Origin of the sequence: Candidatus Phytoplasma prunorum, from assembly GCF_036924415.2 — a bacterium.
Lineage (GTDB): Bacteria > Bacillota_I > Bacilli_A > Acholeplasmatales > Acholeplasmataceae > Phytoplasma > Phytoplasma prunorum.
Genome location: NZ_JAZHCY020000003.1, coordinates 19,817 through 41,905 on the forward strand (window position 1 = coordinate 19,817; position 22,089 = coordinate 41,905).

Below are 22,089 nucleotides of genomic sequence, written 5' to 3' on the forward strand. Positions count from 1 at the left end.
AAATACTAACTAAAAAAATATATATTTATTTTTTAATAAATATATGATAATTAGATTAGTATTTTTTTATTTAATATTAAAATTGAAATTAATTTAAATTAAAAGCATTTTTTATATTTTCTTTAAATATTACAATTTCGTCTGCAACTTTTTTAATATCTGTTTTTAAGGTTGCTGTTGATGCTGTTTTTGAACTTTCTGCAAAAAATTCTTCATTATAATCTGTTAATGTTTTATTTGCTGTTTTAATTTTCCCTAATGATTCTTTTGCTTGGTTAAACAGGGTTTTTTTATCTTGTGCATCAGGTTCTGTTGTTAATAATTTGTTAGCAGATGTTATAAATGATTCAACTTTTTTAGTTACTTGTTCTTGTAAATTTTTTTTTCTTTCTGCAACAACTTTTGTAAAAACATTTTCTCCTAATGAATTTGAATCTAATGTTAAATTCAACTCACTTGAAAAAATTTCTTGTTTATTTAATTCTACAGAAAAAGGCCAAAAACTCATAGACCAAGCTAAAACAAAATATAAAACTAAAACACCAAAAATTGACCCAACTACTATAAGCATTTTTTGTTGGTTTGTTTCCATTATTTTTTTTCTCCTCTTTGAATATTTTTTATATTAAATTATAATAATCTAATTAATAAATCATTGTTAATTTAATACACTGATTATTATAACATAAAATAATAATATAAATTTAATTTTTAAAAAAATCAAATAAATATTACATTTTTTATTTAATTTTTTTAAAAATTTTATCTAAAATTTGATCAGCTTTATCATTTTGTTCTAAATTTAAAAAATCTTCTTGATTCAATAATTTTTCTATATAATTAACAGATAATCTATTTAATTTTTTAGCTTGTTTAATATTTTCTAAAATCTTATAATGATCATATTTTTTATTTTGGTACCAATCTTTGATAATTTCTAACTCATAATAAGTTAAACAATTACCTTTAAATTGTTCTAAAATTTCAATTGTTTCTGATAATTGAGTTTTTTGTTTTTCAAATATTTTTTTATTTTCTTCGTTTAAATAAAGTTGTTTTATTTTATCAAAAGTTTTATCTAAACTAAAAACTTCAATAATTTTATTTCCTTTAGTTTGCGAAAATAAATGAAAAAAATTTTTTTTTATTAATTGTTCTAAAATTTCTTCTAATTCATTTTTAGAAAAACCAATTTTTTTTGCTAATCCTGATGAAGAAAAAGTTTTTTCTTTATAAGAATTAAATAAAAAAAGTAAAACTGTTAATTCTTTAATACTTAATTTTAATTTATTATATTCTTTAATTAAAATATTTTCAATTAATAAATTACCTTCTTCATAAAGTTTTTTAATCATTTTTTTCTCCTTTAGATAATTTATTAAAAACATATCTAGCTGCATCTTGTTCAGCAGATTTTTTAGTTTTTCCTGAACCATGTCCGACAGATTTTTTTTCTAAAAAAATTTCTGCTATAAATTCTTTAGAATGATCAAATCCTTTTTCTTCAGTAATAAAATAACTAATTGTTTTTTTTCGACTTTGAACTAATTCTTGTAATTGAGTTTTAAAATCAATATTATCAATAATCTTTGATAAATGAGGAATTACAATCAAACGAAATACCTTTTTAGCTATATAATAACCTAAATCTAAATAAATAGCGCCAAATAAAGCTTCGAAGGCATCTGCCAAAATAGAATTATTAATATTTTTATTTTTTTCTCCTTTACCAAGTAAAATATAATTTTGAAGTTGAATACTTTTAGCATAAATAACTAAAGAATCTTCACAAACAGATTGAGCTCTTTTTTTACTCATAAAACCTTCATTTTCTTTGTCTTTTTTTGTATATAAATAATCTGCCATTAAAAGATTAATAACAGAATCACCTAAAAATTCTAATCTTTCATTATCTTTTTTTTTTAATTTATTTTCGTTCGCATAAGAACTATGAGTAATAGACATTTTATATAAAGATATTTGCTTAGGTTTAATTTTTAATTTTTTAATTAATGTCAATAACATTTCATTTCTTATCATAATCAAAATATTTCGATGTTTTATCAACAACATCAACTTCTATTAATTTTTTACCTTGCAAAATAGCTTTACAAAAAGCATAAGCTACAGAAGAACCATGAGCTTTAATTATAATCTTTTTTAAACCTAAAATCATAGCTCCACCAACTTCATTAGGATCGATTTTTTTTTTCATATTTTTAATTCGTTTACCAAAAAATAATTTACTAATAATTTTAACAAAAAAACCATCAGTCAAAATTTTTTTAAAAGCCTTACTTAAATTATAAACAGTACCTTTATAAGTTTTTAAAACAATATTAGCAGTAAAACCATCACTTAATAAAATATCAGCTGTAGTAGTTAATAAATTTTGTGGTTCTTCGTTACCACCAAAATTAATTTTTTTTTCTTCACTAAGTAATTTATAAGTTTGTAATTCTAAAAATCTTCCTTTAGAACTTTCAGAACCTATATTAAGTAACTTTATCTCTGGATTTTTAATATCTAATAATTCTTTAGATATAACAGTAGCACAAATAGCAAACGATAATAAATTTTCTGGTTTTAAATCAATATTAGCACCTGCATCTAATAAAATACGTGTTTTATTATCAAAAGAATTATAAATAGGAGAAAAAGCAATTCTTTTCATAAAATCAAATTTTTTAATAAATAAATGACAAGCTAAAACTAAAGCTTGAGAGGGACCAGCAGTAATAACTCCATCTACCTTATTATCATTAGCATCCTTTAAAGCTAAAAACATAGAAGCATCAGGTTTAATTCTTAATTGTTCTCTTAAATTTTGCACATCCATACTTAAAAAATTATCAGTATGAACTATTTTTATTTTTTTTGTAATATTTATAAAAAACTTATTACTTATATTTTCTTTTAATAAAACATTGATTATGTTTCTATTTCCATATAAAGTAACTTCTAAATTAGAAGTTGTCGATAGGGCCATAATTGTACCTTTAATTATTTCAGTTGGTGCAAAATCTCCACCCATGACATCAATAGCTAATCGAGTCATCATAAAATATTTACCTCTTTTATTAAATTTTTAATTAAAATAATTCATTAATAATATTTTTATATTTTATAATTATTATAAATCTTCTATATCTTTTTTAGTTTGTTTTAAAATTTTAAAATCTTGAGGTAATCTTAAAAATCTATTTTTAAAATAACCACTTTGTTTAAAACCTAAAAATTCTCCTGGTCCTCTTTTTTTTAAATCATAATTACTTAATACAAAACCATCATGTTCTTTTTGTAAAATTTTCAAACGATCATTTTCTTTTTCAGCAATTAAAAAACAATATCCTTGTTTATATCCACGCCCAACTCTGCCTCTTAATTGATGTAATTGACTTAAACCAAAATAATTAGCACCTAAAATAATAATAGTATTAACATTTTGAATATCAATACCAACTTCTATAATAGTAGTAGATAAAAGTATACCGTTTTTGTTATTAATAAAATCTTTAATTAATTTTTCTTGTTTTTCTTTATTTTGTTTGCCGTGTAAAATATATAAATTATCAATATTAGCTTTTTCTAAATAATCAGTTATTTTTACAATGTTAAAATTTTTTTTATTATCTTTAATTGCTGGCACTACTATATAAGTTTTTAAGTTATTTTTTTGATTTTTTTTTAAAACTTCTAACATTTGACTTTTTTTTATTTGTTTAGTAATAACTTTTTTATTTAACATTTCATTTTTCTCTACAAAAGAAACTTCAATATTTTCTAAATAAGTTAAAGCTAAAGTTTTAGGAATGGGAGTAGCTGTTAAATAAATAATATCTGCTGTTTGATTTTGAACAATAGTTTTTTGTTTAATTTCTAAACCAAATTTATGTTGTTCATCAATAATAACCAAACCTAAAGAAAAAAAATCTATATTAGCCAAAATATGAGTTCCAATAATCATTTGAATTTCATTATTTTTAATTTGTTTTTTTAAAATTTCTCTTTTTTTATTTTTAGAAGTTAAAATAACTGATTTTACTTCTGGAAACATTTTTTTAAAATTACGATAATGTTGTTGTGCTAAAATTTCTGTTGGAGCCATCATTAAAACTTGTTTATTAGCAGTAATTACTCCAAAAGCAGATAAAAAAGCTATAATAGTTTTTCCAGAACCTACATCACCTTGAATTAACCTTTCAACTTGATGTTTTTTTTTAAAATCTTTATAAATAGAATTAATAGTTTTTTTTTGAGTTAAAGTTAACTCAAAAGGAATAGTAGTTATAATTTTTTTTACTAATTGAATATTATATTTTAAAGGTTCTTTAGATGGTAAATTTTTTTTAATTTGAAACAATTTTTTATTAATTATAAAAGCTTCTTCATATTTTAATCTTTGTAAAGCTAATTTTAATTTTTGATTATTTTCTGGTAAATGTAAATTTTTAAAAGCTTCTTGTCGTGTCATTAAATTATATTTTTTTATTATTTTTAAAGGTAAATTTTCTTTAATTAATTTGGGATACTTATTTAATATATATTTAATAATTTTAGTTACATTTTTATCTGAAATATCTTTTAAATTATAAATAGGCTGGATATTAAAATCAATTTTTAAATTAGTACTTATCAAACTAGCTATTATAGTCTTTTTATCATTATAATATTTACCTTTAACTATAATAATTTGATTTATCTTTAATATATCAAGTAAATATAAATGGTTAAAAACTACTACTTCAATTAAAATATTATTTTCTAAAAAAATTTTAAAATGAATACGAAAAACTTTTTTTTTGAGTAATTTTGGAAGAGTTACTATTTTTCCAGAAAGCATAACATCTTTTTGTTGTTCTAAATTTTTAATTTCAGTTAATATATAATTTTCGTATTTTTTAGGCTTTTGTTTTATTAAATCAATAAATTTTTTTATATTATTTTGTTTTAACTTAAAATTTAAAATAAAATCTGAAGGGGTTATTAGTTTATTCAAATAATCAATCACGTCCTAAAAATAATTATAAATATTAATATAAATTTATTTTTTAAATAATAAAATAGTTAAATATTTTATTTTTGAAAATTTATATTAATTAATTTCACATTATTTATATTAAAATTACTTTTAAAAATCATTAATGAATTTAATTAAAATAAAAAAACATAATATTTTTTTATTTTAATTAAATTCATTTTTTATTATAACATAATTTAATCATAGTAATTTTTTTAAATATTATAAAAATTATTTAAAAAATAAAAATACTATGTTATAGTAATTAAGTAGTAATATTATTAAAATATAACAAATCCCATATTACATCATACAACAAAAATTAAAATATTATATTAATTAAAAAACAAATCATTATTTTTTATAATTTATTTTTAAAAATATTATAAATAATAAAAATCTAAAATTTAAATTTATAAAAATTAAAGAAAGAAGGAATTGAAAAATAAATAAAAATAAAAAAAAATATATAATTACATTTACAATTCTATTAATTTTAATTTTATTTTTAATAAGTACTGGTCTTTTAGTAATAGCAACAACATCAACCAATAACAATACTTCTGAAATAGAGCCAAAAGAAAGCCAAACAGAAGCAAATAATAATATTAATAACTTACTACCTAATCATTTAGAAGCTAAAAAAGAAGAAATTTTAAGTTTAGAAATAAAAGATTTAAATACTATTAATATTGCTGAAGAAAATGAATTAAAAAAAATTAATAATTCAAATGTTATTACAATAAAAAAAACAAATTCAGAACATTTTAATTCTAAAGACAAAAATCTTAAAGAAGAATTAAAAAAATTTCATAAAAAACAACAAGAAGTTAATACATCAGAAAAATTTTTAATTAAAGATAAAATTATAAAAAGACAAATAGCTAAAAATATTTTTGTCCCAGAAAAAATTTTTTCATTAGAAAAAGATATAATTAAAAATGAATATGAAATTTCTTTACATCCTAAAATAACGGCAAAAGAAAAAACAAATATAAAGATAATAATCAACAATATTGATAAACAAGAAAATTGGTTAAATTTTGATAATGATAATAATAATATTTTGTCAAAAGAAAATTTTGAAATTTCGCATATTTTCGAAAATAAAAAAAATTTTTTTGAAAATATTAATAATAACAAAAATGACAAAATATATTTAATATTAAATTATAAAATTAAATTTACAAATGACAATATTGTATTCGAGTTATTAGAAAAAAATGAAGATTATAAAAATTCCGATCCAAATACAACAAATAAACATTTTATTCTAGCAAATAATAAATTTAATATTACTTTAAAATTTGAATATAGTTAAAAATATTTAATAAATTAATATTAAAAAAGATAAAAAGTAAATATTTTATTTAATTAGAACGTTTTTATAACGTTCTTTTTTTATTGTAGAAATAAAAAAATATAAATTTTTATTATATTTTAATTATTTTAAAAAAAAAATTAATTAATTTTCTTCCTACTAATGTGATTAAAAAATATTATTATTATTTAAAATTTGAAATATTTTTAGTAATCATTTTTTAAAAATAAAATATTAAAATAATAATGATTAAAAATCAAAAAAATCATTATCAATAAAAACATAAAATTTTAAAATAATTACAATAATTAAAATTAATTTTTAAAAATTATAATGAATATTAATAAAAAAAATTAAAATTTTAAAAAAATTAATTTTAATAACAATAAAAAATAAAAAATAAATATAAAATAATTAAAGATAAACAGAAATTATTTACTACATTTTTACGTTTATTTAATATTCATATTAAATAAACGTAAAAAATAAAAATTTTAAAAATCTAAATAAATATTATTAGAAAATAAATAAAACTTAAAAATTAATCAATAATAAATTAGAAAAAATTAATAAATAATTTTGTTAATTTATTATTGTTATTTCTAATAATAATGTAATTTTCTTAGTTCATAATATGTATATTTTTTATTTATTTTCAAAATCTATTAAAATACGATCAATTTCAACTTTATATAGTTTAGATTCGAAAATCATTTTTTGAATAAATTTATCATCTTTTATTACTTCAATAAATTTATATTCATCATCATTAAAATAAACCAAAAAATAAGCTTTATCACATTCACTACAAAAAATTTGACATTGAACTTGAGCCCAATAATAAATAGGGATAATATCTTTTTTAAAAAAACCTTCCCAAGATTTACTTTCTTTATTAATAGGACATTTAATTTCCAATAAACTATTAGATTCCTTATGATAACCATCTAAAGAAGCAGAAAAAATATCATTAATAAAAACAGTTGGTACATAATTTTTTTTCATTTTTAAACTAAAAAATAAATTAGCTTTTTTTTCAGTTTTTTTACCATGTTCAATAGAATCATTAGTTTTAAATTTTATTTTAAAAATCTTTTTTTTAATTAATTCTTCTTTACTTTCGAAAGGATTCAAACCCATCAAACTAGCAACTTCAGAAGCATTGATATAATTTTTACGATGTTCATGCCATTCTTTAGAATTTTGTTTAATTTTAATTTCTGTTTTCATAATTTTTTTATTTTCCTTTATTTTATATTTAAAAAAATAATTATTTTTTTAAATTACACAAAATAAAATGATTTTTATTTACTTCAAAAAAATCTGGATCAACTTTTTTATAATTTTTAAAATTAAAAAAATCAAAAACTTTATTTTCGGCACTAAAAAAATCAATATCAATATTATTATTATAATTTAAACAACCAGTTTTTAAAAAATTAGCTAGTAAAGATTTTGTATAAGGATGTAAAGGATTGTTAAAAATTTCTTTAATATCTGCTTTTTCAACAATTTTTCCTTTATACATAACAATAACATCATCTGATATTTCTGAAACAACTCCCAAATCATGAGTAATAAATAAAATAGATGTTTGATGTTTTTTTTGCATAATTTTCATCAAACTTAAAATTTCTTTTTGTACAATAACATCTAAAGCAGTTGTAGATTCATCAGAAATTAAAATTTTAGGTTCACAAACTAAAGCCATAGCTATCATAATTCTTTGACACATACCGCCAGATAATTGGTGTGGATATAACTCCATAACACGTTCAGGATCATTAATTTTCAATTTTTTTAAAATTTCTAAAGTTTTTTTTAAAGCTTCTTCAATTGTTATTAATTGATGACAAATTAAAATTTCTATAATCTGATTTTTAATTTTAAAACTAGGATTTAAACTAATAACTGGATCTTGAAAAATAATAGCTATTTCTTTACCTCTAATTTTTTGCATTTGTTTTTCTGAAAATTCAGAAATTATTTGATTATTAAAAATAATTTCGCCTTGATAAATTTTTTGATTTTTAGTAAATAATTTTAAAATAGACATAGCTGTTTGACTTTTACCTGAACCAGATTCTCCTAAAATACCTAAAGTTTTACCTTTTTCTAAAGTAAAAGAAACTCCTCTTACTGCTTTAATTATTTTTTTATTAGTGTTAAAATAAGTATGTAAATCATTAACTTTTAATAAAATCATTTTAAATTTTCCTTTATCTTTTCAATGTACAAGCAATAAAATGATTAGGCTTAATTTCATACCAATCATTATCTTTTAAAAAATCATTAGAAAAAATATAATTTTGTTTTGTATTTTTTAATACATTTCTATTTGATATAAAATATTGATTTTCTAAAGAAGGGATTGAATTAATTAATTTTTGAGTATAAGGATGTAAGGGATTTTTAAAAATTTCTTCTGAACTTGCCATTTCTAAAAAACGACCTAAATACATTACAACAATTCTATCACAAATATAATGCGCAACTCCTAAATCATGGGTAATAAATAAATAAGTTAAATTATAATTTTGTTTTAATGAATTCAATAAATCTAAAATTTGAGATTGTAAAGTAACATCTAAAGATGAAACTGCTTCATCACAAATAACAAACTTAGGTTTTAAAATCAAAGAACGAGCAATATTAATTCTTTGTCTTTGACCACCACTTAATTCATAAGCATAACGATGATAAAAATTTTTATTTATACCACACTTTTGCATCATTTCTAAAATATTTTTTTGATAAAAAGGATCTTTTTTATTAATAACAATACGATGAATTAATAAACCTTCGCCAATAATATCACCAATAGTCAAATAAGGACTTAAAGAAGAAAAAGAATCTTGAAAAATAATTTGTAAATCTTTTCTTAAAAATCTTTTTTCATTTTCATTTAAAAGTGTTAAGTCAATACCTTTTTCAACAAAAGATTCATATAAATTAAATAAAGTATGGTTTTTAAGAATATCTTTTTTTTGTTGAAGTTGTTTTTCAATATTTTTTAATTCTTGATTTAACCGTTTTTTGTTAAAATTATTTCTTTGTTTTTGAATTTTTATTTTGAATAACAACAATTTTTTAATTTCTAATAATTCAGAAGATAAACATAAAATACCTAATAATTTTAAAAATTGATGATTTTTAGTATCTTTAACATATAATTCTTGTTGAGAAAAATCTTGTAAATTTAAATTTATTTTAGGCAATTGATAAATTATTTTTTTTACATAATAAGGTGTAAAATCATCTAAAGTTAAACCATAATAAAAAATATTTCCTTTATTTAATTTAGATAACTGTAAAATTACTTTACCTAAAGTAGATTTACCAGAACCTGATTCTCCAACAATTCCTAAAGTTTCTCTAGTAAAAATATTTAAATTAATATTTCTATTAACTGTTAAAAAAGTATTATTTTTAGATAAAAAAGATTTTTTAACAACAAATTTTTTTTGTAAATTTTGAGTTTTTAATAAAATCATATAAACCAAACTTTCTTTAAATATTTTGTTTTTTAGGATCAAAAATATCAGTCAAACCATCTCCTATTAAATTAAAAGATAAACTAGTAATTAAAATCATAACAGCTGGAAAAAAAACTAAATAAGGATAAAGATGAATATATTCTTGACCGTTACTTAAAATATAACCCCATTCAGGAATACTACTATCTAAACCTAATCCTAAATAACCTAAACCAGCAACAGATAAAATAACAGAAGACATACTGTTGCTAATAACAATCATTAAATTTGGAATAATTCCGGGTAAAATATGTTTAAAAATAATTCTACTGTTACTTGCTCCTAAAGCTTTAGATGCTTTTATAAAGTCATTTTTGCATATTTTCAAAGTATTATTTCTTACTACCCTAATAAAAGATACGATATTGAATATACTTAAAATTGTAATCAATTGACCAAAACCATTTTTAAAAAACATTAAAAATAAAATAACAATAACAATACTTGGAAAAACAATCAAAATATCACAAAAAAAATTAATTATATAATCAAAAATACCACGAAAATAACCAGCTATAATTCCTAAAAAACTTCCAAAAAATAAACTAATCGTAACAGAAAAAAAAGCTATTGTAAAAGAATTTTTAGAACCAGCAATTATTCTACTAAATAAATCTCGACCTATTGCATCTGTTCCCATAAAGTGTTTAATGCTAATTGGCAAAAAAGGAGAAAATTTATCTTCTAGAGGATTATGTAAAATATTAAACAAAGGTAATCCAAAACTAATTAAAATTAAAAAAACTAAAAAAATAAAACTAATAAAAGCTGCTTTATTTTTTAAAAAAATTTTAAATTTATTTTTTATTTTTTTTAACATATATTTAATCATAATCTTTTCTATTGTAATTTTAATTTAGGATCTAAAAAAGAACAAATAATTTCTAAAATTATATTTACACATATAACAAGTAAAGAAAGTAAAATAACACAACATGAAACTACAAACAAATCATTTTGTTGAAAATGTTCAACTATTAAACTACCTACTCCGCGAATACTAAAAATTTTTTCAGTAATTACCGAACCACTAATTAAGAAACTAAAACTTAAAGCAATATAAGAAATAATAGGCACGGATGCGTTCTTTAAAGCATGCTTATAAATAATAGTATTTTTATTTAAACCTTTAGCATAAGCTGTTACAATATAAGGTTGTTCCAAAGTCTTAATCATATTGATTCTTGTAATCCTCAAAATAGAACCACTTAATGATAAAGAAATTGTCATAACAGGCAAAATCATTTCTGAAATATTATTAAAACCAGTCAAAGGAAACCAACCTAAATAAACTCCAAATATTGATTTTAATAAAAAACCAATAAGAAAGGTTGGTAAAGAAATCATTATAACGGAAAAAAAAATAATAAAATAATCTATTTTTGTATATTGATAAATCGCTGCTTTAATTCCTAAAAAAATTCCTATAAAAGATGCAAAAAAAACACTCAAAAAAGATAACTTTAAAGTTTGTTTAATTTTTTTTAAAAATAATGATAAAGCTGATTGTTTATCACCATGATAAGATTCACCAAAATCAAATTTAGTTAAAATTTTAATTAAATAATCTTTTAGTTGTATTAAAACAGGTTTATCTAATCCTAATTTTTTTCTTAAATTCATTTTATTTGATTCAGAAGTTTTATTTCCTAAAATAATATCTACTGGATCAGTTGGCATTAATTTTAACATTAAAAAAATAATAACACAAATAGAAATAAAAATTATAAATGAATATAATATTTTTTTTAAAATATATTTAAAATTCATTAATTAACACCTAATTACTATTTATTTTTATATATTTATTGTTTTTATTTATATCATAAAAACACAAATTATTAAATTTTAATAATTTGTGTTTTAATAATTAATTAAGTTTTATGTAATGAAAGCGTTTTTAAAATTTATAAAGTTACAATGAGTTTTAATACCTTGAATATTTTTATTCATTAACATTATATTTACTCCCATTTTATCTACGTTTATAGGAAAAACAGGTATTTTTTGATTTAATATTTGTCCTATTTTTTTTAGTCTCTCTTTTTTAGAATGATTTCGATCTATTTTATCTATATTTTCTATTAATTTTTTAAATTCATCATCTTGAAAAAAAGATATTTTATTTGTGTCTTCTGAATTTAAATCAGAAACGTAAAAATAATATCTTATGTCACTAGAAATATCGAAATTATCAAAAGAATTAGCAAAAAAACAAATATTATGTTTAGAATCTGGTTTACTGCATTTTTTAATCATTAAATTAAAATCTGGTGATACTTCATCTTCTACTTGAAAACCAATATTTTTTAAAGCTAAAATTATTTTTTCGATAATTCTTTTTGTAACGCCACTATAATTAGGTCTTAAAATTTTCAGTATTTTATCTTCCGAGTTTAAACTCGCAACTTTTTGTTTTGTAAGTGATGATTCCTCTTGTGAATCTCTTAAAGAAAATTTTGGATTTTCTTCATATCCTAAAAATTCTGAATGATAAATAAAACTTTTAGGTATGGAATAATCTTCTGATTTTATTTCTAATTCACTCAAAATTTTATCCATATCTAAACTTTGAGCAATTAATTTTCTAACATTTTCTTTTGTAGTATTACAGTTTAACATAAAAAAACGTAATGAATAATTATGAATTGGTATTTTTTTAATTTTATCATTTAGTTGTTGAGGTTGAATATTCATATTGTTCATATCCAACAAGATTGTATTATCTGCAGTATTATTTAGTGATTGAATTGCCATTGTTTCATCTTCAATTTTTTTAAAAATAATTTTTTCAAAATTATTTTGAATTGTTTTATCATAAAAATCATTAAAGCGTACCAAAACAACATCATCGTTGTCATTTTCTTTAAATTCTTTAAGATAAAAATAACCTAAACCTATCTTATAACCCATATTTTGGTTCTGTATATTATTTTCTTCAAATGCTTCTTGGTTTAAAATATAAATTCGACTTAATTCCAAAAACATATTTGATGTATCAATATCGTCTTTATAATAAATTTCAATTGTATTATTATTATTATCACATGTTTTAGAAATTTTATCAATATTTAATTTGCTTAATACAGAATCATTTGGTTTTTTTTCAAGACCTCTTTTAAAAGTGAACACAATATCAGAAGGTTTTAAATATTTACCATTATGAAATTTAATATTAGGTTTTAAAATAAACTTATATCCAACAATAATATCTCCATCTTGTTTAATAGCTTCATAACTTGAAACAAATTTTTGTGGTTCATATATATTGATATTATCATTATAATTATATACTGTTAAACCTTCGTGTATGAAATCATACATACGTTCATCATATAAGTTATGGTCTACTTGATAATCAACATTATTAACAATTTCTTTTTGTTTAATAATTAATTCTTTACCAACAATAGATTTAGACTTAAAAAATAAATAATAAAAAACCATTCCAAAAAATAAAAATAATAATAAAATAATTATAATTAAAAACTTATTATTTTTAATTTTAGATAAATAATCATTCCATAACATATAATTTAATATTCACCCCATCATTTTCTATTTTTAATTATTATTTTAAAAAATTATTAAATTTTATAATTTTTATGTAAAAAATTTTAACAAATATTAATTAACATTATTTAATATCACTCATAATCATAAAAAAATTATTTTTTTATAATTTAATATTATACTTTGTTAATATTTTTTACATAAAACATAAAAATAATATTAATATAAATTTTACTATAATTTTAAAATAATGTAAATTAATATAAAAATAAATTTAAAATTTTAATAATATTTACTAATATAAAATATATAAATATAAATAAAAATGATAAATAAAAAAAATATATATAATTTAAAATTAAATTATATATATTTTTATTTTATCATTAAATATTAACTTTTTAATATTTAAATTAATATATAAAATTATATTTGAATTTAATTTGTAAATAACTAAAAATTAAAAAAATAAAATTTTTTTAAATAAAAAGTTCCTTAAATGAATAAGATTTAGTTAATTTATAAATTCTAACAACAATTTTATTCGCCTTAACATCACTATTAAATTCTTGAAATTTAAAATGTTCAACTAAATCATTTAATTTCATATTACTACTAATAAATAATGGTTTTTTATTTTCTAAACGATAATTTAATAAAGAAAATAAAATATCATCACGAAAATTAGGATTCATTTGTTCAGTTCCTAAATCATCTAAAAATAAATAAGGTACTTTTTTTAAATAATTTAATTTATTCTCTAAAACTTCATTATGCCACGAAATAATTTTAAATTGTCTAACTAAATCAGACATAAGAACAAAGATAAAAGGAATTTGTTGTTTAATTAATTCTTTAGCAATAATTTTTAAAAAATATGTTTTACCAGTGTTAAAAGGTCCATGTAAAAAAAAACCCTTATTATTTAATATAAAATTATTTGAAATTTTTTTAAAATCTTTTACTAAAATTTCTTTTTTAGATTCGTTAATTTTAAAATTTTCTAAAGAAATATCATCAAAATTTAAATCATAATTAAACCAATTATGTTGTTGTTCTAATTTTTTTTCAAATTCAATTTTACGTGTTTGTTTAGTAGATACAGTGACAGTATGAAAAAAAGGTTTAGTTTTTAAAATTAAACGACTTCCAAAAATATTTTTTTGTTTTTTACTTTGAATATAATTATATACTAAAATGACATCATTGTCATGAACTTTTAATTTTTTAGTTTCTTCATCTTCGGAAATAACTCTTCTTAATTTTTCTAAAAAAGACATAATTTAATTTTCCTTATAATTTGAATTTTTGGATTTATCATCTTCTAAAGATAATTCTTTTTGTACATCTTTTAACCAATCTGGTTTATGTTTTTCATATTTTTTAACTTTTTTAATATTTTTTTCATCTTCAATTAAAAAATCATAAGCATCCTCAGTAGAAATAATACCTTGCTTAAACCAATTTTTCAAAACTGTTTCCAAATAATTAACAGTTGGCAAAATTCCTTCTTTAAATTTTAAAATATATATTAATAAAGCATTAATCATTCCTGTTTCAACATTATTTCTCTCTATTAAACTAAAAACTGTTTCACTAACACTAGAACGATAATTATTTTGACAATATTTTTTAATAATTCTTTGAGGCGAAACATTTTTTAAAAAATTAATCATTTCTTCTTCATCATTATTATGTTTTTTATAAAAAATATTTTTAGTATTAGAATATTTTTGATAATTTTTTTTATTTAAATTAATCCTTAACATATTTAAATTTACAACATTTTTATCATTATTTTTAAAAGTTAAAACATAAAGTTCAGCTAAAGCCCTAGGAGTCAAACCGTAAATAAAACTTAACTTTTTTAAATAATCAATAGTATTCCATTCTACTAAAATAGGTTTTTTACAACGTTCTGGTAAAAAATCTAAAAAAATTTCATAATCAAAATCACTTTCGAAAAAATTTTGAACTGAATTTTTTTTATTTTTAAAAACCATATATTCTTCTTTTAAATTTGTTTTTTTAAATTCATAAAGATCTTGAAATTTTTTACTAATATTTTTATATTCCTTAGTGTTAATTTCTTCCACTTGAAAAAAATTAACCAATAAAGTATAAACTTTAATACCTATTTCACTTAATAAAAATTCTCCTAAAATAGGATCTTGTAAAAAACATTGATATTCTAATGGAGAATTTAAAACATAAACTATTTCTTCATTATTTATGTAAGTGCTTAATAATCCAAAAGCTTCTAATTTATGACTTAATTCTAAAAAATAATTTTCGCGAATATTTAATAAATCAAATAAAAATAAATATTGATAATTTTTAAAAAATTCTACACTCTGTTTTAAAGACAAAGAATAAAATGTTTGATAAAGTCCGATCGCTTCTAAGCCAATTAAAGGATTATATAATAAATTTAAAACTTGGTAATCTTTAGAAGATAAATTAATATTATTTTTAATTTTAAAAGATTTATTTAATGACAACATTAGTACATCACCCCTTTTACATTAATTAAATTTTAATTTGACAATTAGAACAAAAATAAGTCCCACGTCCTCCTAATTTAATTTTAATAATCGGCCTATAACAAACTAAACATGCTTGTTTTTCTTTACCATGCACTAAAAGTTTTTTTTGAAAAGAGCCTTGAATGCCTAAAGCATCAAATGTGTTTATACTTGTTCCACCAAATAAAATAGATTTTTTAAAAATTTGTTTAGCATGCTTTAAAATTTTTTCTGTTTGTTCAAAAGTTATATCACAAGAACGATTAGCTGGATGAATTTTTGATAAAAATAAAACTTCATTTGCGTAAATATTACCTAATCCTGCAATTATTTTTTGATCTAATAAACTATTCTTAATAGATTTCTTTTTATTTTTTAAAATTTGATAAAAATCAAAAGTTGAAAATTCAAATGGTTCTAAAGCTAACTGATCTAATTTACTATATTTTAAATAATTTTTCTGATCATAAACTATAAAACGACCAAATTTACGAGTATCTTGAAATCTCAAAGAAATATTATTTTCCAAAAATAAAACAAAATGTTCGTGTTTTGTAATAATTTCATTAGAAGGTTTAAAATAAAGTTTACCTTCCATTCTTAAATGTCCCACTAAAACTAATTCATTACTAAAGAAAAAAATCAAATATTTACCTTTTCTAGTTAAATTTAAAAATTTTTGATTTAAAATTTTTTTAAAAATATCTAATTTACCAACAATAGGCTCATAGAAAACTTTTATATTAATGATTTTTTTATCTATTAATTTTTTTTTTAAAGATCTAACAACAACTTCTACTTCTGGTAATTCTGGCATTTTCCTTTAACCTAAATAATAATTTTTTTAAAAATATTGAATTTAAATTATATTATCTCGAATATATTTTTTTTGTAATTTAAAAATTAATATTTCTAATTCCATTTCTTTATAAAAAGTTATTAATTCTTTAAAATCAATATCTTTTATCTTAGTATCTAATAAATTAAAAGGTAAGGGAACTGATAAATCAATAGTTAATAATAAACGATTAAAAAAAACTTTTTCTTTAAATAATATTAATTTATTTTTAATAGTAGGTTTAATAATATTTAAAGAAGAAAAAATATTTTCTAAATTAGAAAATTTTTGTAATAGTTTAGTAGCTGTTTTAGGCCCGATACCTAAAACTCCTTTTATATTATCAGAGTTATCACCAACCATACTCTTAAAATCAATCATTTGACACTCATTCAAACCATATTTAGAAAACAAACTAGTCGGATTATAATATTCAACTTGAGAAATTCCTTTTTTCATTAAACAAACAGTAATATTATCATCAACTAATTGTAATAAGTCTTTATCACTTGAAAAAATTTCTACTTTTATATTTTTTTTACTAGCTTTTTTAGCTAAAGTACCAATAATATCATCAGCTTCATAACCATTTTGTTCATAATATTTAATACCAGAAAGTTCTAAATATTGTTTAATTAATGGAATTTGACTAATTAAACTTAAAGGAGTTTTTGGACGACCTTTTTTATAATCTGCATATATTTCATGTCTTTTAGTTAAATGATGTGCATCGAAAGCAATAAAAATATAATCTTTACTTTTGGCAATAATTTTTTCTAATATATTTATAAAACCTAATAAAGCATTAGTATAAACACCTTTTTTATTTTTAATTATATTATTAGTATTAATTGTAGCGTAATAAACCCTAAACATCAAAGAATTGCCATCTACTAGCACTAAATTTTTCATTTAATCTCCTGTAATTTAAACTTTTTAATAAATTTTTATTTATCTTTATTTTGATTTAATATTTTTTCTAAAATAAAATTAGGATCTTGTTCTAAATTTATTTTATTTTGTTTAAAATTACCCATTTTTTTAGCTATTTTTTTTTGTTGTTCTAATAAAGAAATTAAATTTAAAACATCTTTTTGTTTAACGCCTGAACCTTTAGCAATTCTCATTCTTCTACGGCTACTTGAAGAAATCAAATGAGTTTTAAATTTTTCTTCTTTAGTCATACTTTTTATAATAGATTCAAATTTATTTAATTCAAAATCTTGTAAATTTAAATTACCAAATTTAGAAGATAAACCAGGAATTAACTTTAATAAGCTACCGATAGAACCAATTTTTTTTAACATTTTTAATTGTTTTTGAAAATCATAATAATTATAATCATCTTCTAACAATCTATCTATCATTTTTTTACCTTGTTTTTGTTCTATATTATCAGTTAATTTTTCTATAACTGTTAAAATATCACCCATGCCTAAAAGTCTAGAAGCCATACGTTTAGCATCAAAAACTTCTAAATCATCATTTTTTTCAGAAGAAGACATCAATTTAATAGGTAATTTAGTAGTAGCTTTAACAGATAAAACAGCACCTCCTTTAACATCAGCATCCATTTTTGTTAAAATAACACCTGTTACTTGAAGTTTTTCATTAAAAGTTTTAGCAACATTTACAATCTCTTTACCAAATAATACATCAATAACTAACAAAATTTCTGAAGGATTAGATAAATTTTTAATCATTTTTAATTCTTGAATCATAACTTTATTAATACTTAAAGTACCAGCAGTATCAACAATAACTACATCATATTGATTTAATGATGCATATTTTAAACCTTCAGAAATAATGTTTTCCACAGTAACATCTTTTTTAAAAAAAACATTAATATTAATTTTATTACCAATATCTTGTAATTGTTCAATAGCTCCTGGACGATAAATATCACAAGCAATCAATAAAACTTTTTTTTGAAACTTTTTACGAGCTAAAACGGCTAATTTACCTGCAGTAGTTGTTTTCCCACTACCTTGTAAACCTATCAACATAAAAGTTGTTATTTCATTATTATTAGCAAAATTAAGATTAATATTTTTTGAATTTAAAATCTCAACCAAAGTATCATTTAAAATTTTAATAACTTGTTGATCTGGATTTAAACTTTTTAAAATTTCTTGACCTAAAGCTTTAGATTTAATTTTTGCACTAAATTCTTCTACCACTTCATAATTAACATCAGCTTTTAATAAAGATAAACGAATTTCTTCCATTATCTCTTCAATATGTTTTTCTTTAATAAGTTTGATACCTTTTATTTTATTAATAATTTTTTGAAAACTATTACTTAAAAAATCCACAATAATTGTATTCTCCTTATATTTTTTTTAATTTAAATTTTCGATATTTCAAAAAAATCTTTTAAAAAACTTAAAATATAATTTTTTATTTCAAAAGAAATTAAATCTTCAACATTTTCACCAATACCAATATATTTTATATCAATATTATATAAATGTTTAATAGTGAAAATTAATCCTCCTTTAGAAGAACCATCTAATTTAGTTAAAATAACACCAGTTATAGAAACATTTTTTTGAAAAATAGATACTTGATCAATAACATTTTGACCCATCATAGCATCCAAAACTAAAAAAGTTTCTTGTGGTTCATAATTTAAAACTTTGAGAATAACTCTTCTGATTTTAGACAATTCTGACATTAAATTTAATTTATTTTGTAATCTACCTGCTGTATCACATAAAACAATATCATAGTTTTCTTTTTTTGCTAATTGAAGACCTTCAAAAATAACATTAGAAGGACTTTTGGCTTGTTCTTTAAAAAAAACTGTAATTTGAGTTCTTTGACCCCACATTTTTAATTGTTCAACTGCTCCTGATCTAAAAGTATCACCAGCTATCAAAAGAACTTTTTTTTGTTTATTTTTAAATTTTTTAGCCATTTTAGCAATAGTAGTTGTTTTACCAACGCCATTTACACCTACAAATAAATAAACTTGGGGTTTAGCAAAAATTTCATTCGAAAAAGAATTTAATTTTTTTTGATCAATTAAAAGATCATCTTTTTGATACAATTTCAACATTGTTTCAAAAATTATTGATGATAAATATTTGGAATATATTACTTTTTTTTCTTTTATTTGATTTTTAATCTCTGTCATTAAATAAATAACAGTTTCAATTGATATATCTGTTTGAATAAATAAAATTTCTAGTGATTTTAATAAATTATCATTAATTTTAGAATTTAAATTTAAAATTTTTTTAAAATTATATAAATCATTTTTATTATGATTAAAATGAATTTTATGTTGTTTTTCTTTTTTTTTAAAAAAATATTTATTTAAAAAATCTAACATAATTTAATACGCTCCGTAAAAATTTTTTTAATTATTTTTATAAATATTATTTTTTATCATGTTTTTTTAATTTTACTATATTTTTACATTTAGGAAAACCACTACAACCTAAAAATTCACCATAGCGTCCTTTTTTTATTAATAAAAATTTATTACATAAAGAACATTTTGAATCATTTATATTATTATGATGTTCATATTCTAAAAAAGAAGTCAAATATTTACATTTAGGAAAACCACTACAACCTAAAAATTCACCATAGCATCCTTTTTTTATTAATAAAAATTTATTACATAAAGAACATTTTTTATCTGTAATTTTAGGAACTATTTTAATTACTTTTTTATCAGCAATATCATATAAATTTTTAAAATAATGATAAAAATTTTCTAACATAGTTTTTGGGTTAATTTTACCTATAGCTATCTGATCTAATTTTTTTTCCATTTGCGATGTATATTCAACATTAATAATATCAGAAAAAAAATTTTCTAAAATATTTTTAGTTAAAATTCCTTGTTCGTTAGGCACAAATCTTTTATCTTCTAAAATCACATAAAATCTATCTTTTAAAGTTTTAATAATTTGAGAATAAGTTGAAGGTCTGCCGATATTTAATTTTTCCAAAGTTTTAATCAAAGTAGCTTCAGAAAAACGTTTTGGAGGAGTAGTAAAAAATTGCTTATTAATAAATTCTTTAGGATAATATACTTCTTTTAAAGAAAAATTAGGTAAAATTTTATCTTTATTATCAATATTTAAAACTTTTTGATAACCATCAAATTTTCTAACTAAACCTTCCAAAATAAAAATATAATCAACAGATTGAAAAAAAACTTTAGTATTTTCAAAAATAGCAGATTTCATTAAACTAGACAATGTTCTATAATAAATTAATGAATAAAGTCGGTATTCATCTGCTTTTAAATATTTCTTTAAGCTTTCAGGGGTTTTATTAATATTTGTAGGACGAATAGCTTCATGAGCATCTTGAGAATTGACATTTTTTTTTTGTTGATAAAAACCTAAATAATTTTCGCCATAATGATATTTAATAAATTTTTGTACAGTTTCTATAAAAGATAAAGAAATTCTATTAGAATCAGTTCTCATATAAGTAATTAAACCTGTACGTTCTCCATCAATATTAATTTCACCTTCATAAAGTCTTTGCGCTATTATCATTGTTCGTGACGAATTCATATTAAATTCATTAAAAGCAGTTTGTTGCAAAGTAGAAGTAATAAAAGAAATAGGAGGTTTTTTATTTACGTTTTTTTTTTCAATATTCTTAACTATAAAAGGTTTACTTTTGATTTTTTTTAAAATTTCATGAGTTTCTTCTTTTTTTATTTTTTTGGAACCATCAATTAACAAATCTGCTTGAAAATTTTCAAAAACAACTTTAATCAAATAATATTCTTCTGGTATAAAATTATTTATTTTATTTTCTAAATCTACAATTAATTTTAAGGCTACCGATTGTACTCTACCAGCGGATTTTGAATGTAAACGCTTAACTATTTTAGATAATTTAAATCCGATAATACGATCTAATATGCGTCTAGTTTCTTGAGATGATACAAGCATTATATCAATTTTTTGAGGATTTTTCACTGAATTAATAATAAAATTTTGAGTCATTTCTCTAAAAATAATTCTATTTTTAGATTTAGGATTTAAATTTAAAATTTCTGATAAATGCCAAGCAATAGATTCACCTTCTCTATCAGGATCGGTTGCTAAAAAAACTTCTTTACCTTTAGAGGATTGAATTAATTCTTGAACAATTTTTTTTTTATCATTAATAATTTTATAATTAGGTTTAAAATTATTTTCAATATCAATTCCTAAACCATCCTTACCAGTTAAAGATAAATTTCTAACATGACCTTTAGAAGATAAAACTAAAAATTCTTTATTTAAAAAATTATAAATAGTTTTTGCTTTAGAAGGAGATTCAACAATAATTAATTTTTTCATTTTTTTACTAAT

The 22,089-nt window shown here is 19.5% G+C and carries 19 protein-coding genes; 1 reads left to right on the forward strand and 18 read right to left on the reverse strand.

The features are described from left to right. Positions 1 to 88 precede the first annotated feature (88 nt). The 5 genes from V9D86_RS00085 to V9D86_RS00105 form a co-directional block, all read right to left on the reverse strand. Positions 89 to 592 (reverse strand): hypothetical protein, encoded by a 504-nt coding sequence (locus V9D86_RS00085; RefSeq protein WP_334330773.1) that lies wholly within the window; start codon positions 590 to 592, stop codon positions 89 to 91. Between the two features lie 148 nt (positions 593 to 740). Beyond that, positions 741 to 1,355 carry a DnaD domain protein gene (locus V9D86_RS00090; protein ID WP_334330774.1) on the reverse strand — a complete coding sequence of 205 codons (615 nt, stop codon included), beginning with the start codon at positions 1,353 to 1,355 and terminating at the stop codon, positions 741 to 743. Beyond that, the gene (gene rnc, locus V9D86_RS00095; protein ID WP_334330798.1) at positions 1,348 to 2,025 is read right to left on the reverse strand and encodes a ribonuclease III; all 678 of its coding nucleotides are present in this window, start codon (positions 2,023 to 2,025) and stop codon (positions 1,348 to 1,350) included. Before rnc ends, V9D86_RS00090 begins: the two co-directional genes overlap by 8 nt. Before the next feature lies 1 nt (position 2,026). Then, entirely contained in the window at positions 2,027 to 3,061 is a 1,035-nt protein-coding gene (gene plsX, locus V9D86_RS00100) for a phosphate acyltransferase PlsX (protein ID WP_334330775.1), read from the reverse strand. Between the two features lie 72 nt (positions 3,062 to 3,133). Further along, positions 3,134 to 4,999: a DEAD/DEAH box helicase gene (locus V9D86_RS00105; RefSeq protein WP_334330776.1), complete on the reverse strand. Its 1,866-nt coding sequence runs from the start codon at positions 4,997 to 4,999 to the stop codon at positions 3,134 to 3,136. A gap of 1,087 nt (positions 5,000 to 6,086) precedes the next feature. Here V9D86_RS00105 and V9D86_RS00110 point away from each other — a divergent pair. Continuing rightward, positions 6,087 to 6,341: a hypothetical protein gene (locus V9D86_RS00110; RefSeq protein WP_334330777.1), complete on the forward strand. Its 255-nt coding sequence runs from the start codon at positions 6,087 to 6,089 to the stop codon at positions 6,339 to 6,341. Positions 6,342 to 6,986: 645 nt separating this feature from the next. On the opposite strand, the gene V9D86_RS00115 is transcribed toward V9D86_RS00110, so the two are convergent. The 13 genes from V9D86_RS00115 to topA form a co-directional block, all read right to left on the reverse strand. Beyond that, on the reverse strand, positions 6,987 to 7,571 hold the full coding sequence (locus V9D86_RS00115) for a lambda-exonuclease family protein (protein WP_334330778.1): 585 nt from the start codon (positions 7,569 to 7,571) through the stop codon (positions 6,987 to 6,989). A gap of 40 nt (positions 7,572 to 7,611) precedes the next feature. Next, entirely contained in the window at positions 7,612 to 8,547 is a 936-nt protein-coding gene (locus V9D86_RS00120) for an ABC transporter ATP-binding protein (protein ID WP_334330779.1), read from the reverse strand. 13 nt (positions 8,548 to 8,560) lie between these two features. Beyond that, positions 8,561 to 9,835, reverse strand: coding sequence for an ATP-binding cassette domain-containing protein (locus tag V9D86_RS00125; RefSeq protein ID WP_334330780.1), 1,275 nt, complete (start codon positions 9,833 to 9,835; stop codon positions 8,561 to 8,563). A 16-nt stretch (positions 9,836 to 9,851) separates the two neighbouring features. After that, the gene (locus V9D86_RS00130; RefSeq protein ID WP_334330781.1) at positions 9,852 to 10,697 is read right to left on the reverse strand and encodes an ABC transporter permease; all 846 of its coding nucleotides are present in this window, start codon (positions 10,695 to 10,697) and stop codon (positions 9,852 to 9,854) included. A gap of 20 nt (positions 10,698 to 10,717) precedes the next feature. Continuing rightward, on the reverse strand, positions 10,718 to 11,647 hold the full coding sequence (locus V9D86_RS00135; protein ID WP_334330782.1) for an ABC transporter permease: 930 nt from the start codon (positions 11,645 to 11,647) through the stop codon (positions 10,718 to 10,720). 111 nt (positions 11,648 to 11,758) lie between these two features. Continuing rightward, a complete protein-coding gene (locus V9D86_RS00140) occupies positions 11,759 to 13,408 on the reverse strand; it encodes an ABC transporter substrate-binding protein (RefSeq protein ID WP_334330783.1) in 1,650 nt (549 codons plus the stop codon). Positions 13,409 to 13,869: 461 nt separating this feature from the next. After that, the gene (locus tag V9D86_RS00145) at positions 13,870 to 14,670 is read right to left on the reverse strand and encodes an ATP-binding protein (RefSeq protein ID WP_334330784.1); all 801 of its coding nucleotides are present in this window, start codon (positions 14,668 to 14,670) and stop codon (positions 13,870 to 13,872) included. 3 nt (positions 14,671 to 14,673) lie between these two features. Then, on the reverse strand, positions 14,674 to 15,894 hold the full coding sequence (locus V9D86_RS00150) for a DnaD domain protein (protein WP_334330785.1): 1,221 nt from the start codon (positions 15,892 to 15,894) through the stop codon (positions 14,674 to 14,676). Positions 15,895 to 15,919: 25 nt separating this feature from the next. Continuing rightward, positions 15,920 to 16,732 carry a DNA-formamidopyrimidine glycosylase gene (gene mutM / locus V9D86_RS00155; RefSeq protein WP_334330786.1) on the reverse strand — a complete coding sequence of 271 codons (813 nt, stop codon included), beginning with the start codon at positions 16,730 to 16,732 and terminating at the stop codon, positions 15,920 to 15,922. 42 nt (positions 16,733 to 16,774) lie between these two features. Further along, positions 16,775 to 17,665: a 5'-3' exonuclease gene (locus tag V9D86_RS00160; protein ID WP_334330787.1), complete on the reverse strand. Its 891-nt coding sequence runs from the start codon at positions 17,663 to 17,665 to the stop codon at positions 16,775 to 16,777. Positions 17,666 to 17,700: 35 nt separating this feature from the next. Then, positions 17,701 to 19,071, reverse strand: a complete 1,371-nt coding sequence (gene ffh / locus V9D86_RS00165; RefSeq protein ID WP_334330788.1) for a signal recognition particle protein — start codon at positions 19,069 to 19,071, stop codon at positions 17,701 to 17,703. A 32-nt stretch (positions 19,072 to 19,103) separates the two neighbouring features. Continuing rightward, positions 19,104 to 20,093 (reverse strand): signal recognition particle-docking protein FtsY, encoded by a 990-nt coding sequence (gene ftsY, locus V9D86_RS00170; RefSeq protein WP_334330789.1) that lies wholly within the window; start codon positions 20,091 to 20,093, stop codon positions 19,104 to 19,106. 46 nt (positions 20,094 to 20,139) lie between these two features. Beyond that, a complete protein-coding gene (gene topA / locus V9D86_RS00175; protein WP_334330790.1) occupies positions 20,140 to 22,077 on the reverse strand; it encodes a type I DNA topoisomerase in 1,938 nt (645 codons plus the stop codon). Between the last annotated feature and the right edge of the window lie 12 nt (positions 22,078 to 22,089).

Coding starts and splice junctions, on each gene's coding strand:
- V9D86_RS00085 (WP_334330773.1), bottom strand. CDS start 592: ATGGAAACAAACCAACAAAAAATGCTTATAGTAGTTGGGTCAATTTTT.
- V9D86_RS00090 (WP_334330774.1), bottom strand. CDS start 1,355: ATGATTAAAAAACTTTATGAAGAAGGTAATTTATTAATTGAAAATATT.
- rnc (WP_334330798.1), bottom strand. CDS start 2,025: ATGTTATTGACATTAATTAAAAAATTAAAAATTAAACCTAAGCAAATA.
- plsX (WP_334330775.1), bottom strand. CDS start 3,061: ATGATGACTCGATTAGCTATTGATGTCATGGGTGGAGATTTTGCACCA.
- V9D86_RS00115 (WP_334330778.1), bottom strand. CDS start 7,571: ATGAAAACAGAAATTAAAATTAAACAAAATTCTAAAGAATGGCATGAA.
- V9D86_RS00120 (WP_334330779.1), bottom strand. CDS start 8,547: ATGATTTTATTAAAAGTTAATGATTTACATACTTATTTTAACACTAAT.
- V9D86_RS00125 (WP_334330780.1), bottom strand. CDS start 9,835: ATGATTTTATTAAAAACTCAAAATTTACAAAAAAAATTTGTTGTTAAA.
- V9D86_RS00130 (WP_334330781.1), bottom strand. CDS start 10,697: ATGTTAAAAAAAATAAAAAATAAATTTAAAATTTTTTTAAAAAATAAA.
- V9D86_RS00135 (WP_334330782.1), bottom strand. CDS start 11,647: ATGAATTTTAAATATATTTTAAAAAAAATATTATATTCATTTATAATT.
- V9D86_RS00140 (WP_334330783.1), bottom strand. CDS start 13,408: ATGTTATGGAATGATTATTTATCTAAAATTAAAAATAATAAGTTTTTA.
- V9D86_RS00145 (WP_334330784.1), bottom strand. CDS start 14,670: ATGTCTTTTTTAGAAAAATTAAGAAGAGTTATTTCCGAAGATGAAGAA.
- V9D86_RS00150 (WP_334330785.1), bottom strand. CDS start 15,894: ATGTTGTCATTAAATAAATCTTTTAAAATTAAAAATAATATTAATTTA.
- mutM (WP_334330786.1), bottom strand. CDS start 16,732: ATGCCAGAATTACCAGAAGTAGAAGTTGTTGTTAGATCTTTAAAAAAA.
- V9D86_RS00160 (WP_334330787.1), bottom strand. CDS start 17,665: ATGAAAAATTTAGTGCTAGTAGATGGCAATTCTTTGATGTTTAGGGTT.
- ftsY (WP_334330789.1), bottom strand. CDS start 20,093: ATGTTAGATTTTTTAAATAAATATTTTTTTAAAAAAAAAGAAAAACAA.
- topA (WP_334330790.1), bottom strand. CDS start 22,077: ATGAAAAAATTAATTATTGTTGAATCTCCTTCTAAAGCAAAAACTATT.